At 65.3% G+C, this 13557-nt stretch carries 15 protein-coding genes; 9 read left to right on the top strand and 6 right to left on the bottom strand.

Annotated features, from left to right (window positions below):
* Positions 1 to 63: 63 nt before the first annotated feature.
* From ntrC to dusB, 3 genes are read right to left on the bottom strand one after another with little or no spacing between them, the layout of a single operon-like run.
* Positions 64 to 1506: a nitrogen regulation protein NR(I) gene (ntrC, locus tag QA645_RS22325; RefSeq protein ID WP_254131416.1), complete on the bottom strand. Its 1443-nt coding sequence runs from the start codon at positions 1504 to 1506 to the stop codon at positions 64 to 66.
* Between the two features lie 9 nt (positions 1507 to 1515).
* Positions 1516 to 2691, bottom strand: coding sequence for a nitrogen regulation protein NR(II) (locus QA645_RS22330; RefSeq protein WP_254131415.1), 1176 nt, complete (start codon positions 2689 to 2691; stop codon positions 1516 to 1518).
* The gene (gene dusB / locus QA645_RS22335) at positions 2688 to 3689 is read right to left on the bottom strand and encodes a tRNA dihydrouridine synthase DusB (RefSeq protein WP_283043944.1); all 1002 of its coding nucleotides are present in this window, start codon (positions 3687 to 3689) and stop codon (positions 2688 to 2690) included. Before dusB ends, QA645_RS22330 begins: the two co-directional genes overlap by 4 nt.
* On the opposite strand from dusB, the gene QA645_RS22340 reads away from it, so the two are divergent.
* The 3 genes from QA645_RS22340 (at position 3661) to QA645_RS22350 (ending at position 5782) form a co-directional block, all read left to right on the top strand.
* Positions 3661 to 3909 carry a hypothetical protein gene (locus QA645_RS22340; RefSeq protein WP_283053663.1) on the top strand — a complete coding sequence of 83 codons (249 nt, stop codon included), beginning with the start codon at positions 3661 to 3663 and terminating at the stop codon, positions 3907 to 3909. The genes dusB and QA645_RS22340 overlap by 29 nt on opposite strands.
* A gap of 61 nt (positions 3910 to 3970) precedes the next feature.
* Positions 3971 to 5167, top strand: a complete 1197-nt coding sequence (locus QA645_RS22345) for a bifunctional 2-C-methyl-D-erythritol 4-phosphate cytidylyltransferase/2-C-methyl-D-erythritol 2,4-cyclodiphosphate synthase (RefSeq protein WP_283043945.1) — start codon at positions 3971 to 3973, stop codon at positions 5165 to 5167.
* Positions 5168 to 5170: 3 nt separating this feature from the next.
* Entirely contained in the window at positions 5171 to 5782 is a 612-nt protein-coding gene (locus QA645_RS22350) for a CinA family protein (RefSeq protein WP_254193684.1), read from the top strand.
* Between the two features lie 206 nt (positions 5783 to 5988).
* On the opposite strand, the gene QA645_RS22355 is transcribed toward QA645_RS22350, so the two are convergent.
* On the bottom strand, positions 5989 to 6183 hold the full coding sequence (locus QA645_RS22355) for a hypothetical protein (protein ID WP_254131411.1): 195 nt from the start codon (positions 6181 to 6183) through the stop codon (positions 5989 to 5991).
* Between the two features lie 700 nt (positions 6184 to 6883).
* On the opposite strand from QA645_RS22355, the gene QA645_RS22360 reads away from it, so the two are divergent.
* Genes QA645_RS22360 through QA645_RS22385 form a run of 6 tightly spaced genes read left to right on the top strand, consistent with a single transcriptional unit; the run spans position 6884 to position 12010 of the window.
* Entirely contained in the window at positions 6884 to 7591 is a 708-nt protein-coding gene (locus QA645_RS22360) for a c-type cytochrome (protein WP_283043946.1), read from the top strand.
* A gap of 11 nt (positions 7592 to 7602) precedes the next feature.
* A complete protein-coding gene (locus tag QA645_RS22365; RefSeq protein WP_283043947.1) occupies positions 7603 to 8841 on the top strand; it encodes a cytochrome c in 1239 nt (412 codons plus the stop codon).
* An 8-nt stretch (positions 8842 to 8849) separates the two neighbouring features.
* Positions 8850 to 9026: a hypothetical protein gene (locus QA645_RS22370; RefSeq protein ID WP_188103317.1), complete on the top strand. Its 177-nt coding sequence runs from the start codon at positions 8850 to 8852 to the stop codon at positions 9024 to 9026.
* Positions 9023 to 9586, top strand: a complete 564-nt coding sequence (locus tag QA645_RS22375; RefSeq protein WP_283043948.1) for a cytochrome C oxidase subunit II — start codon at positions 9023 to 9025, stop codon at positions 9584 to 9586. The genes QA645_RS22370 and QA645_RS22375 overlap by 4 nt, the downstream gene beginning before the upstream one ends.
* Positions 9573 to 11195 (top strand): b(o/a)3-type cytochrome-c oxidase subunit 1, encoded by a 1623-nt coding sequence (locus tag QA645_RS22380; protein ID WP_283043949.1) that lies wholly within the window; start codon positions 9573 to 9575, stop codon positions 11193 to 11195. Before QA645_RS22375 ends, QA645_RS22380 begins: the two co-directional genes overlap by 14 nt.
* A complete protein-coding gene (locus QA645_RS22385; RefSeq protein WP_283043950.1) occupies positions 11195 to 12010 on the top strand; it encodes a c-type cytochrome in 816 nt (271 codons plus the stop codon). Before QA645_RS22380 ends, QA645_RS22385 begins: the two co-directional genes overlap by 1 nt.
* On the opposite strand, the gene QA645_RS22390 is transcribed toward QA645_RS22385, so the two are convergent.
* Positions 12011 to 12481: a type II toxin-antitoxin system RatA family toxin gene (locus tag QA645_RS22390; RefSeq protein ID WP_254131406.1), complete on the bottom strand. Its 471-nt coding sequence runs from the start codon at positions 12479 to 12481 to the stop codon at positions 12011 to 12013.
* A 6-nt stretch (positions 12482 to 12487) separates the two neighbouring features.
* The gene (gene lipA / locus QA645_RS22395; RefSeq protein WP_283043951.1) at positions 12488 to 13444 is read right to left on the bottom strand and encodes a lipoyl synthase; all 957 of its coding nucleotides are present in this window, start codon (positions 13442 to 13444) and stop codon (positions 12488 to 12490) included.
* Positions 13445 to 13557: the final 113 nt, after the last annotated feature.

Consider the following 13557-nt stretch of genomic DNA (forward strand, 5'->3'; position numbering starts at 1 on the left):
TCAGCTCACCTTTGGTAGGGGGAGCTGAGCCACTCCGCGCGAATTGAGCGTTGGCCGCGAGGACTAACCCCCGCTCCGATACACCTGGATATCGAGATCCCGGATCTTCTTCCGCAGCGTGTTGCGGTTGAGACCGAGCAGGTCTGCGGCCCGGATCTGGTTGCCGCGGGTGGCGGCGAGCGCGGCCGTCAGCAGCGGCACCTCGATCTCCTTGAGGATGCGGTGATAGAGGCCCGGCGGCGGCACGCCGTTCGGGAAGCCCTGGAAGTGCGATGACAGATAGGCCTCCACCGCGCCGCCGAGATTGTCGACGCCCTGCTGGACCGCCGCGCCCGGGCTGACCGTGGGCGGCGCCAGCTCGCCGTCGATGACGGAGCCGGTGATCACGTCCTGCGGATAGAGCGCGGCGAGGCGCCGGGCGAGGTTTTCCAGCTCGCGTACGTTGCCGGGCCAGCGGTGCTGCTTCATCCGCTCCAGCGCCAGCGCGTCGAGCTTCTTTGGCGGCAATCCGTCCTTCTCGGCGAGCGAGAAGAAGTGACGCACGAGATCGGGCAGATCCTCGATACGCTCGCGCAGCGGCGGCAGGCGCAGCGGCACGACGTTGAGGCGGAAGAACAGATCCTCGCGGAACAGCCCCTGCTGGATCAGCACGCGCAGATCCTTGTTGGAGGCCGCGACGATGCGCACGTCGGTCTTGATCGGCGTGCGGCCGCCGACCGTGGTGTATTCGCCCTGCTGCAGCACGCGCAGCAGGCGGGTCTGCGCCTCCATCGGCATGTCGCCGATTTCGTCGAGGAACAGCGTGCCGCCCTCGGCCTGCTCGAACCGGCCTGATGCACGCGTGTTGGCGCCGGTGAAGGCGCCGCGCTCATGGCCGAACAGCTCGGATTCAATCAGGTCGCGCGGGATCGCCGCCATGTTGACCGCGACGAACGGGCCGTTGCGGCGCTTGCCGTAATCGTGCAGCGCGCGCGCCACCAGCTCCTTGCCGGTGCCGGATTCGCCCGTGATCATGACGGTGAGGTCGGTCTGCATCAGCCGCGCGAGCACGCGGTAGATTTCCTGCATCGCCGGCGAACGGCCGACCAGCGGGATCGCCTCCATCTCGGCATCCTCGTCCGGCGTCGCGACCCGCTCCTTGGGCTCGGCGAGTGCGCGGCCGACGATCGCGATCAGCTCCTTCAGGTCGAAGGGCTTCGGCAGATACTCATAGGCGCCGCGCTCGGAGGCGCGGATCGCCGTCATGAAGGTGTTTTGCGCGCTCATGACGATGACCGGCAAATTCGGCCGCATCTTCTTGATCCGCGGCAACAGGTCGAAGGCGTTTTCGTCCGGCATCACCACGTCGGTGATGACGAGATCGCCCTCCCCCTGGCTGACCCAGCGCCACAGCGTCGCGGCATTGCCGGTCAGCCTGACTTCATACCCGGCCCGGGAAAGTGCCTGGTTGAGAACCGTGCGGATGGCGGTGTCGTCATCAGCTACGAGAATGCTACCTGCGGGCATCGTTAATCCTCATTTTGCCCCCTGTGATGCAGACGACGACTTCCCGGCAGAGCCGTCGCGACTGCTGTGATCAGCGTGTTTGACCGATGTGGAATACATCGGCATCAGCACGCGGAAGGTGGTCTTGCGCGGCTGAGACTCGCATTCGATGATGCCCCCGTGATCGCCCACGATCTTCGCGACCAGCGCGAGACCGAGGCCAGAGCCGGTCTGCTTGGTGGTCACGAAGGGGTCGAACAGATTGGGCAGAAGGTCGTCCGGCACGCCTGGTCCATTGTCCCTCACGCAGAATTCCAGCGGCAGGGATACCCGGGATTTTTGACCGGGGACTGACAGGCGCACGCCGGGGCGGAACGCGGTGGTGAGCTGGATCTCGGCGTCGGGGACGTCGATCAGCGCTTCGGCGGCATTCTTCACCAGATTGAGGAACACCTGGATCAGCTGGTCCTGGTTCGCAAGCACGGGCGGCAGCGAGGGATCGTAGTCCTCGATGAAGCGGATGTTGCGGGCAAAGCCCGACTGCGCCAGCCGCTTCACGTGGTCGAGCACCGAATGAATGTTGACAGGACCGCGCACCACCGGCCGCTCGTCGCCGAACACCTCCATGCGGTCGACCAGCGTCACGATGCGGTCGGCCTCGTCGCAGATCAGGCGCGTCAGCATGCGGTCTTCGGAGGACGCCTGCTGCTCCAGCAGTTGCGCCGCGCCGCGGATGCCGGAGAGCGGATTTTTGATCTCGTGCGCCAGCATCGCGGCCAGCGCGATCACCGAACGGGCGGCGCTGCGATGCGTGAGCTGCCGGTCCATCTTGTCGGCGATGGAGCGCTCCTGGAGCATCACCACGATGTGGCCGGGCCGCTCGGTCAGCGGCGCGACATGCAGATCGACCTGGCGGTCGCCGCCCATGCGCGGCGTGCCGAGATCGACCTTGTATTCGTTGACCGGCGAATTCGACGAGCGCACCTGATCGATCAGCGCGAGCAAGGGGCTGCCGAACGGCACCAGCTCTTTCAGAGCCTGCCGCTTCAGGAACTGCGTCGAGATATCGAAGAAGGCTTCGGTCGCGATATTGGCGGCGACGATCTTGCCGTCCGGCCCGATCATCAGCACGGGGTTGGGCAAGGCGTCCAGGATCGCGTCGCTCTCGGACGGAAGCGGCCGGCGATAGTCAGCGGCTGAGCTCATGCAGCGGCGCTCCATGCGAAATCGTCGAAGGCATCCTGCAGCGACTGGTGGACGAGGCCCGGATCTTCGGATGTGAGGATCTTCTGGCGCCAGGCCTTCAGCGTCTCGATCGGCGCGCCGCTCGCGTCTGCCGCGACATCGAGCGCCCAGCCGAGATGCTTGCGCGCATGCTTGAGGCCAACACGCAGGCCATAGAGCGCGCAGACGCCCTCATAGAGCGTACGGACATAATGCAGCTGCGTTGCGAGCGACGGCGTTGCTTCAGCTGCGCCGCCGTTCAGGCGCCGGCCGATCTCGCCGGGCAGCCAGGGCTGGCCCTGCGCGCCGCGGCCGATCATCACGGCATCGGCGCCGGAGGCCTGAAGCGCCGCGAGCGCCTTCTCGTAAGTGGTGATGTCGCCGTTGACGACGAGCGGAATGGAGATGGCCTCGCGCACCGCGCGGATCGCATCCCAATCGGCCTCGCCCTTGTAGAACTGGCAGCGCGTGCGGCCATGCACGGTGACGAGCTTGATGCCGGCAGCCTCCGCGCGACGAGCGAGCTCCGGCGCGTTGCGGGTGCGGTCGTCCCAGCCGAGCCGCATCTTCAGCGTCACCGGGACTTTCACGGCTGATATCGTCGCCTCGATCAGGCTGACGGCGTGATCGAGATCGCGCATCAGGGCCGAGCCGGACTGGCCGCCGGTGACGTGGCGGGCCGGGCAGCCCATGTTGATATCGATGATGTCGGCGCCCTCGGCTTCGGCGATCCGGGCGCCCTCCGCCATCCAATGCGCCTCGCAACCGGCGAGCTGGACCACATGCGGCCCGACCCCGGTTGCTTCGCAGCGCAACCGCGACATCCGGTGCCCATTGGCGAGCTCATCGCTGGCGGTCATTTCGGAGACGACCAGACCCGCCCCAAGCTCAGCGGCCAACCGCCGGACGGGTGAGTCCGTCACTCCCGACATCGGTGCCAGGAAGACCGGGGTGGCGATTTCAATTTCGCCTATTTTCAACGGCTTAGAGCCTGATCTTGCCGAGCCGGTCACAGGGGTCTCGTTGAGTGGACAGGGCCTCATCGCGCCTGCCATGGCCTATCTTGCGCACAATTCTTGTGCAGTCAAGCGTCATGCCTACAGTTTAGACAGTTCTGCAAATCTTTCAAGTGCAGTGCAGCAAAATGCTGAATCCCACAATCCGGGGAAACCCCCTTTTTTTGCGGGCCTGCCGTGCTAGAGGCATGCCGGCAATCACCCCACGCCCGACGCATCCCCTAACAGCTGAATATTTGAGTCCTATGGCGAAATCACAGCGCACCGCAGTTGTTCTTGTCGCGGCCGGTCGTGGCCTGCGCGCAGGCGCCGGCGGGCCGAAGCAATATCGTGAGATCGGCGGCGTGCCGGTGATCTACCGCGCCATGGAAGCCTTCAGCACCCATGCCGACGTATTCGCGGTGCAGCCGGTGGTGAACCCGGATGACAGCGCCATGTTCACGGCAGCGGTCGCAGGTCTGAAGCACGAGGCACCCACCAATGGCGGCACGACGCGCCAGGCCTCGGTGCTCGCCGGCCTCGAAGCGCTGGCAAAGCACGAGCCCGACATCGTCCTGATTCACGACGCCGCGCGCCCCTTCGTCTCGGCTGGCGTGATCTCGCGGGCGATCGAGGCGGCAAGCCGCACGGGTGCGGCGATCCCCGTCGTCCCCGTCACCGACACGATCAAGGTCACGGGCGCGGACGGCAATGTCGAGGACACGCCCGACCGGGCTTCCTTGCGAATCGCGCAGACGCCGCAATCCTTTCGTTTCGACGTCATCCTCGAAGCGCATCGTCGCGCGGCAAAGGATGGACGAAGCGATTTCACCGATGATGCCGCGATCGCCGAATGGGCGGGATTGACGGTTGCGACCTTTGAAGGCGATGTTGCCAATATGAAGCTCACCACTCCCGAAGATTTCGTGCGCGAGGAAGCGCGCCTGGCCAGCCTGCTCGGCGACATCAGGACCGGCACGGGCTATGACGTGCATGCCTTCGGCGAAGGCGACCACCTCATGCTCTGCGGCGTGCGCGTGCCGCACACGAAGGGCTTCCTGGCCCATTCCGACGGTGACGTCGGCCTGCATGCGCTGGTCGACGCGATCCTCGGCGCGCTCGCCGACGGCGACATCGGCTCGCACTTCCCGCCGAGCGATGCGAAGTGGAAGGGCGCCTCCTCCGACCAGTTCCTGAAATACGCCATCGAGCGCGTCACGGCACGCGGCGGCCGCATCGCCAATCTCGAGGTCACCATGATCTGCGAGCGGCCGAAGATCGGCCCGTTGCGTGACGTCATGCGCGCGCGCATCGCCGAGATCTCCGGCGTCGATGTCTCCCGCGTCGCGGTGAAGGCGACGACCAGCGAGCGGCTCGGCTTCACCGGCCGCGAGGAAGGCATCGCGGCGACCGCGAGCGCCACCATCCGCCTGCCATTTAACGAAAAGACTTGGAGCGTCTAGGTCATGGCCGGCAGCGACGCACGCGCCCTCTCCCGCTCGCTGCTCGACCTCTGCCGGATGCGCAAGCTGACCATCGCGACCGCCGAGTCCTGTACCGGCGGCCTCGTTGCCGGCGCGCTGACCGACATCCCCGGCTCCTCTGACGTCATCGACCGCGGCTTCGTCACCTATTCCAACGACGCCAAGCGCGCGATGCTCGGCGTCGAGGCCGGCACGCTCACCAATTTCGGCGCCGTCAGCAAGGAGACCGCGACCGCAATGGCAGTCGGCGCGCTGGAGCGTGCCGGCGTCGACCTCGCGGTTGCCATCACTGGCATCGCCGGTCCCGGCGGCGCTACCCCGGGCAAGCCGGTCGGCCTCGTCCATTTTGCCGCCGCCGCGCGCGACGGCCGCATCATCCATCGCGAGCAGCGCTTCGGCGCGATCGGCCGCACCGCCGTGCGCCAGCGCTCGGTGGTCGAGGCGCTGCGCATGCTGATGGAGCTCGCCCGCGGCCCGCAAGCCGCTGCCAAGCCCCGCCGTGCCACCGCCGCGACGAGACTTCGTCCGCGCGTGACCCGCTCACCGCGCCGGCACGTCGTGAAGCGCAGGACGCCGCGGTCGCCGCGCGGGTGACGCGCCCTACGCAGCCGCGAGAGCACGCGTTGCTTGACCGCATCGGCATCCGACGGCTTCACCTTTGCACTCACGGTCAATTGCTCGCTGACGCGCGGGTCATCGCGCAGCTCCTGCAGGATCTGGTCGGATTGCTCCTGCAGCTGGTGCGCCCCTGCGCATCTTTGCCTCTGACTCCCGGGAATCGATCGGCAGGACTTCCGCGTCTAGGTCAGGTCCGATCCTTGCGAGGTTCGCGCGATCCGATGGATGACGGGAAGCTTCTGCTCGATCGCCTTCGCGAGCACAGTTCCGGTGGTCCGGCCGAGCTCCTTCGCGATCATCGTGATTGGCTTGGTCCCTGCAAGCTTCCTGAGTCGATTGAGGTCGTCGTCGCTCCACGACTGCTTCCAGCGCGCCATGTCTCCTGGTTCCGCTACACAAGCCCTGCGCCCGACTCGGAGTCTAATTGTCCCCCTCGCGAAATGCAGCCCGTCCTGATGTGCCATCCACGACAAGGGGTGTTCCGTCACTCCTCTGCATTTTGGCACAAACTGCACTTGTCACCGATCCTCATCGAGGCGTGAATCGACGGTTGGGTGCCAGCTAGCGGGCACTTCACAGCCCTCGCGTTGCCCGTCGGCAAAACACCCCACAAACGGGTCAATCCGCGCACGCGAAAAGATTCCGCTTTACCGAATTTCGGATTTGCAGTGGAGATCCGCCACCTCATCCCGGTCAGAGGGGCGGATCGCGATCGTCACGAATTTGGGGTGAGCCGTGGTGGACGCAGGTCGCATCGGCGCGAAGGGCATCGCAGGGCGGATAATCGTGAGCGAGAGCGTCGCGCGCACGACCGCACCCGGTCTTCCCTGCGCCCTCTGACAAAGAGGGTGATACAACGAGGCTAAGCTCGGGCACGAGCGGCTGCGAGGCTGCAGCATCATGTTTGCTTTTCAAATTGCACGCAAATTTGTCCAAATCGATCATCATGTGCGATGCAGCGGCGCGACCAAACGTCGTCGTCCCTAAGTGATCTTGCGTTGAAAAATATTGGCGCAATAATGCCGCTCTACGTTGCGATCCGGAATCAACCGGTCCAGCACACTGGAGGGCGACACCGTGTTCGCTCGCGACGCGGCTCTGGCCGCTGCACTTTTCACTTTGGCCGTCTTTGATGGTGCGGCCGCGCAAACGGCCAACCAGCCTCCTGATACCATGGCGGCGCGGGTGGAGGCCTGCACGCCCTGTCATGGCAACAAGGGCGAAGGCACCAGCGACGTCTATTTCCCGCGACTTGGCGGCAAGCCGGCCGGCTATCTCTACAACCAGCTCCTCGCCTTCCGCAGTGGCCGGCGCAAATACCCGCCGATGAACTATCTGCTGGAGTTTCTGCCCGATCCCTATCTGGAGGCGATGGCGGAATATTTTGCCAGCGAGCACCCGCCATTACCGCAGCCCGTGCCGAGCGAGGTCAGCAAGGAAGTCCTCGCGCAGGGCGAATTGCTCGCGACCAGCGGCGATGCCGGTCGTAATATACCGGCGTGTGTGAGCTGCCATGGTCCGGGACTCACGGGCATGCAGCCCGGCATCCCCGGCCTGCTCGGCTTGCGCGCCGCCTATGTCAGCGCCCAGCTCGGCGCATGGCGCTACGGCACCCGCACGGCGAAATCGCCCGACTGCATGCAGCTCGTTGCCGGCCACCTGACCGAGGCCGACGTCACCGCGGTCGCGGCCTGGCTTGCGACGCGCCCTGCCCCCGCAAATCCTGCACCCGTTGCGAAAGGCACCTACGCGTTGCCGTTCGGCTGCGGCAGCCAGCCCAACTGACGAGGCGGATGATGGGCTCGAAACTGTCGATCGCAATCCTCGCTCTCGCCGCGTTCACCACGCCGGCGTGGGCCCAGGATAAAACAAGCGACATCATCGCGCGCGGCGAATATCTCGCCCGTGCCGGCGATTGCACCGCCTGCCACACCGCGGCTGAGGGCCGCCTGTTCGCCGGCGGGCGCCCGATGCCGACCCCGTTCGGAACGATCTACACTTCCAACATCACGCCCGATCCGGAGACCGGCATCGGCAAGTGGAGTGCGGACGATTTTTACCGGACCATGCACAGCGGCCGCTTCCCGGATGGCGGGCTGATCTATCCGGCGATGCCGTTTGCCTCCTACACCAAAGTCACGCGCGCCGACAGCGACGCGATCTTCGCCTATCTGCGCTCGATTGCGCCGGTGAACCAGAAGAACAAGCCGCACGAGCTGCGCTTCCCCTATGACAACCGCCAGCTCATCCTGGGATGGCGCACGCTGTTCTTCAGCGAAGGCGAGTTCAAGCCCGATCCGACCAAATCGGCCGAATGGAATCGCGGCGCCTATCTGGTCGAAGGCCTCGGCCATTGCGGCATGTGCCATTCGCCGATCAACGCGCTCGGCGGCACCTCGCAGTCGGACGCCTTCAAGGGTGGCCTGATCCCGATGCAGAACTGGTACGCACCCTCGCTCACCTCGAACCGCGAGGCAGGTCTCGGCGACTGGAGCATCAAGGACATCACCGATCTGCTCCAGACCGGCGTCTCCGCGCGCGGCGTGGTCTACGGCCCGATGGCCGAGGTCGTGCACAACAGCCTGCAATACCTCAACGACGCCGACACCAAGGCGATGGCGGTGTATCTTAAGGGCATCGCGGAAGGCTCGTCGCCGCCGCCGACAAGCACGGCCTTGCCGAATACCGAGAGCAGCCTGCTGATCAGCCTCGGCAAGACCGTGTACGACAAGAACTGCGCGAGCTGTCACGGCGCGCAGGGCGAAGGCAAGCCGCCACACTGGCCGCCGCTTGCCAACAACCAGTCGATCGAGATGCAGTCGGCGGTCAATCCGATCCGCATGGTGCTCAATGGCGGCTATCCGCCCGGCACCAAGGGTAATCCGATGCCCTACGGCATGCCGCCCTTCGCGGGCCTCCTCTCCGACAACGAGGTCGCCGCCGTCGTCTCCTACATCCGCACCGCCTGGGGCAATCGCGGAACGCCGGTCTCGGCGCGCGAGGCCAACGAGCTGCGCTCCGCACCGCTGAACTGAGAGGCGTCATGTTCAACTCCGATCCGCCGACCAGCCCAGCCGCCGCCGACCAGGCCGTCGAGGAAGTGGTCGCGCAAGGCCCGTCAGGTGCCATCGTGCTGGCCGGCATCGCCACGGCCTGCGTGGTCGCGATGTGGCTTGCCTTCTATCTGTTCGTCTTCCTGCCGCGGGGACCGCTGCAATGAGCGCGGAGGACACGCATCGCAGCGTCGAGGTCGCGGCCCGCGTCGAGCGGCGCTGGGCCGCCATTGCCGTGATCATCATCGTGGGCATGGCGCTGCTGGCGGCGTTCGCCGGCATCCATCAGGCGACGATGCCGCAGCCGCGCGTCGAGACCACCGATCCGTCGCGGATTCATCTGTCCGGCGAGTTCGTCGAGAGCAATCTCGGCAGTGTGCTGGAGACCAACGGCAATGTCACCGTGCGCGCGATCGGCCAGCAATATTCCTTCACGCCGGCCTGCATCGTGGTGCCCGTGGATACGCCGATCACGCTGCGCGCCACCAGCGCCGACGTCGTGCACGGCATCCTGATCCAGGGCACCAACGTCAACACCATGCTGGTGCCGGGCTACGTCTCCGAGCAGCTGATGCGCTTTACGAGGACCGGCGATTATCTGATGCCCTGCCAGGAGTTCTGCTCCTTCGGCCATGAGGGCATGTGGGGCAAGGTCAAGGTGATCGACAAGACCGACTTCGCCAATCGCGCGAAATCCGGCGGGAGGCTGAGCTGTGTTGGTCAATAGGAAGCTCATTCTCGCCCATTTCTGGTTTGCTTTCGCCGTGTTCGGCGTGGCGCTGACGCTCGGCGCCTGGCAGATGTTCATCCGCAGCCCGATCGGCACCTGGCTTTCCAACCCCGAGCTCTATTACCGCTCGCTGACCGCGCACGGCACGGTGATGGGCTATGTGTTCCCGACACTGGTCGCGATGGGGTTTGGCTATGCCATCAGCGAGTCCGCGCTGGAGCAGCGCCTGGTCGGCGTGCGCTGGGCCTGGACCGGTTTCTGGCTGATCGTCCTCGGCAGCGTCATGGCGATGATCCCGATCGCGTTGGGGCGCGCCTCCGTGCTCTACACGTTTTATCCGCCGCTGATCGGCAATCTCTTCTACTATCTCGGCGTCGTGCTGGTCGTCGTCGGCTCATGGATCTGGGTCGCACTGATGTCGATCAACCTGCGCGTCTGGCGCAAGGCCCATCCCGGGGCGACGGTGCCGCTCGCGATGTATGCGAACGTCGCGGGCTCATATCTGTGGGCCTGGACCGCCGTCGGCGCCGCGCTTGAATTGCTGCTCCAGATCATCCCCGTCGCCGCAGGGCTGAAGAACACGATCGATGCCGGCCTCGCCCGTATCTTCTTCTCCTGGACGCTGCACGCCATCGTCTATTTCTGGCTGGTGCCGACCTACATCGCCTATTACACCATCGTGCCGCGCGCGATCGGCGGCCGGGTCTATTCCGACACCATGGCGCGGATCGCGTTCATCCTGTTCCTGGTGGTGGCGATGCCGATCGGCATACACCACACTTTTGCTGATCCGCAGGTCGGCGCCGGCTTCAAGTTCATCCATTCGGCCTTCACGGCGCTGGTGGCGCTGCCGACGCTGCTGACCGTCTTCACGATCTGCGCCTCGGTCGAGATCGCAGCACGCCTGCGCGGTGGCCGCGGCATGTTCGGCTGGATCAGGGCCCTGCCCTGGGACAATCCGATGATGCTGGCGCTGGCGTTCTCGTTCGTCATGCTCGGTTTCGGCGGCGCCGGCGGGCTCATCAACATGAGCTATCAGCTCGATGCGTCGATCCACAACACGCAGTGGATCACCGGCCATTTCCACCTGATCTTCGGCGGTGCCATCGTGATCATGTATTTTGCGATCGCCTATGATCTGTGGCCGCATCTCACCGGCCGCGAGCTGATCGACCTCCGCCTGATCCGCACTCAGCTCTGGTTTTGGTTCGTCGGCATGATCGTCACGACCTTCCCGTGGCATTGGGTCGGCATTCTCGGCATGCCGCGCCGCATGGCCTATTTCGACTTCGGCGATCCGGCCATCGCGCCGCAAGCGCTCTCGGTGACCTTCTCGGCGATCGGCGGCTTCATCCTCCTGACCTCCGGCATCATGTTCATCGTGATCCTCGCGCGAGGCATGCGTGCCCCGCAGGCTGACGCGGGCGCCTATCGCTTTGCGGTCGCGGTGCACCAACCGACGACCGTGCCGGTCGCTCTCAACACGCACGCGCTGTGGGTGGCGCTGATGATCGCGCTCACCATCACCAATTACGGCTACCCGATCCTCAACCTCGCGACCACGGCGGGCACCTCTGTGCCGGCCGTCTATGTGGGAGCGCAGTGATGAGCACCCGCGATCTCTTCACCTTCAACAATCCTCATTTCAAGCGGGGCGTCGGCATCACCGCCGCGATCCTGATCGTGACCGCGATCGCCGGCTTCATCGTGCTGCCCCTCGCCCAGCCCTGGGTTCAGTTTGCAAACGTCTGGGACGCGATCTGCAGCGCCGCCGGGGTGCCGCAGCGCGCGGCGAGCGTCACGGCCCCGGAGCAGGCAAAAGGCCTGTCGGAGGTCGTGCTGACCTCGCACACGCTGTCACGCCCGAGCCAGGAGGCGATCGGCCGCGGCGCCACGCTGGCGCAGCGTTGCGCGATCTGTCACGGCCCGACCGGCATCAGCCGCGCGGATTCGCCGAACCTCGCCGGCCAATATGCCGCCGTGATCTACAAGGAGCTGCACGATTTCCGCGCCGGCGCGCGCAGCAACGCCGTGATGTCACCCTTCGCCGTCAATCTGACGGACGATGAAATCGCCGACCTTTCGAACTATTACGCCTATCTGCCGCGGCTTCCGGCCTATCACCCGACACCGCAATTGCCCAAGCCCAACATCGTCATCTACGGCGCACCGCTGCGCGGCATCGCGCCCTGCGGCGCCTGCCATGGCAGCCTCGACAACAAGACCGGCAGCCCCTGGCTGGAGGGACAATCCGAGGCCTATTTGAAAGCGCAGCTCCAGGCGTTTGCCTCAGGCGAGCGTCGTAACGACATCAGCCAGCAGATGCGCAACATCGCCCGCGCGATGACGCCGCAGGAGATCGAAGCGGCCGCGGCGTATTACGCCTCGCAGCCGCCGGATGTGGTGAAGGCGGTGGATTGATCAGGACGACGCCAGCTTCGGCCGGCCGTAGACCGCATCGGCCCGCTTTTCGAACGCGGTGGAGAATCGCGCAAACGCGGCATCGAACATCGAGCCCATCAGCATCGCCAGCATGCGGCTCTTGAATTCATAGGCGAGGAAGAAGCCGACGTCGCAGACATCGTCGCCTTTGGGCTCGAACGTCCAGCGGTTTTCGAGATTGCTGAACGGACCTTGCAGATATTCGACCAGGATTTTCAGATTGGCGCGATCGAGTGTCACGCGGCTCGTGAAGGATTCCTTGACCAGCTTGAACGACACCGTCATGTCGGCGACGAGCACTTCGGTGCCGTCGGGTTTTGCCATGCGCTGACGGATCTTCAACGCGCTGCACAGCGGCACGAATTCCGGGTAGCGCTCGACGTCGGCGACCAGATCAAACATCTTGGGCGCGCTGTGATTGACACGGCGCTTGCTCGAAAATTTGGGCATAGCGGTTCAGCGGGCGTGAGCTGCCCGCGCGGCCTTCAGTCTCGCAAAGTCCTCACCGGCATGATGCGACGAACGGGTGAGCGGGCTCGCCGACACCATCAGGAAGCCCTTGGTGTAGGCAACTTTCTCGTAGGACGAGAACTCGTCCGGCGGCACGTAGCGCATCACGGCATGATGCTTGCGGGTCGGCTGGAGATATTGCCCGATGGTCAGGAAGTCGACGTCGGCCGAGCGCAGATCGTCCATCACCTGCTGCACCTCGTGGCGCTCCTCGCCGAGGCCGACCATGATGCCGGACTTGGTGAAGATGGTGGGATCGAGCTCCTTGACCCGCTGCAACAACCGGATCGAGTGGAAGTAGCGCGCGCCCGGCCGCACCGTCAGGTACCGCGACGGCACGGTCTCGAGATTGTGGTTGAAGACGTCGGGCCGCGCGGCCGCGACGACCTCCAGCGCGCCTTCCTTGCGCAGGAAGTCCGGCGTCAGGATCTCGATCGTGGTAGAGGGACAGGCGGCGCGGATCGCGCGGATGGTCTGGGCAAAATGCTCGGCGCCGCCGTCGGCGAGATCGTCACGGTCGACCGAGGTGATGACGACGTGGGCGAGGCCCAGCTTGGCGACGGCCTCGGCGACGTTCTGCGGCTCAGCCGCATCCAGCGCGTTGGGCAAGCCGGTCTTGACGTTGCAGAAGGCGCAGGCCCGAGTGCAGGTGTCCCCCATGATCATGAAGGTCGCGTGCTTCTTGTCCCAGCACTCGCCGATATTCGGGCAGCCCGCCTCCTCGCATACCGTGTGCAGGCCGTTGGCGCGCACGATGTTGCGGGTGTCGGCATAGCCGCGGGTATTGGGGGCGCGCACGCGGATCCAGTCCGGCTTCGGCGGCGAAGCGGAATCGGGGCGGTTCACCTTTTCGGGGTGGCGCGGGCGCAACGGGTTCGTGATGGTATCGACAATAACGACCATGATCTGTCCGGTCTGTTCAGGTCCTACCTAGTCGGTCTGGTTGCCTGCCGCAACCCGGCTCGCGCCTCTTCAGGGAACATGGCAGATATGGGCAATATCCTGCTCTGTTCTCA

The organism is Bradyrhizobium sp. CIAT3101, assembly GCF_029714945.1.
In the GTDB taxonomy this organism is placed as follows: domain Bacteria; phylum Pseudomonadota; class Alphaproteobacteria; order Rhizobiales; family Xanthobacteraceae; genus Bradyrhizobium.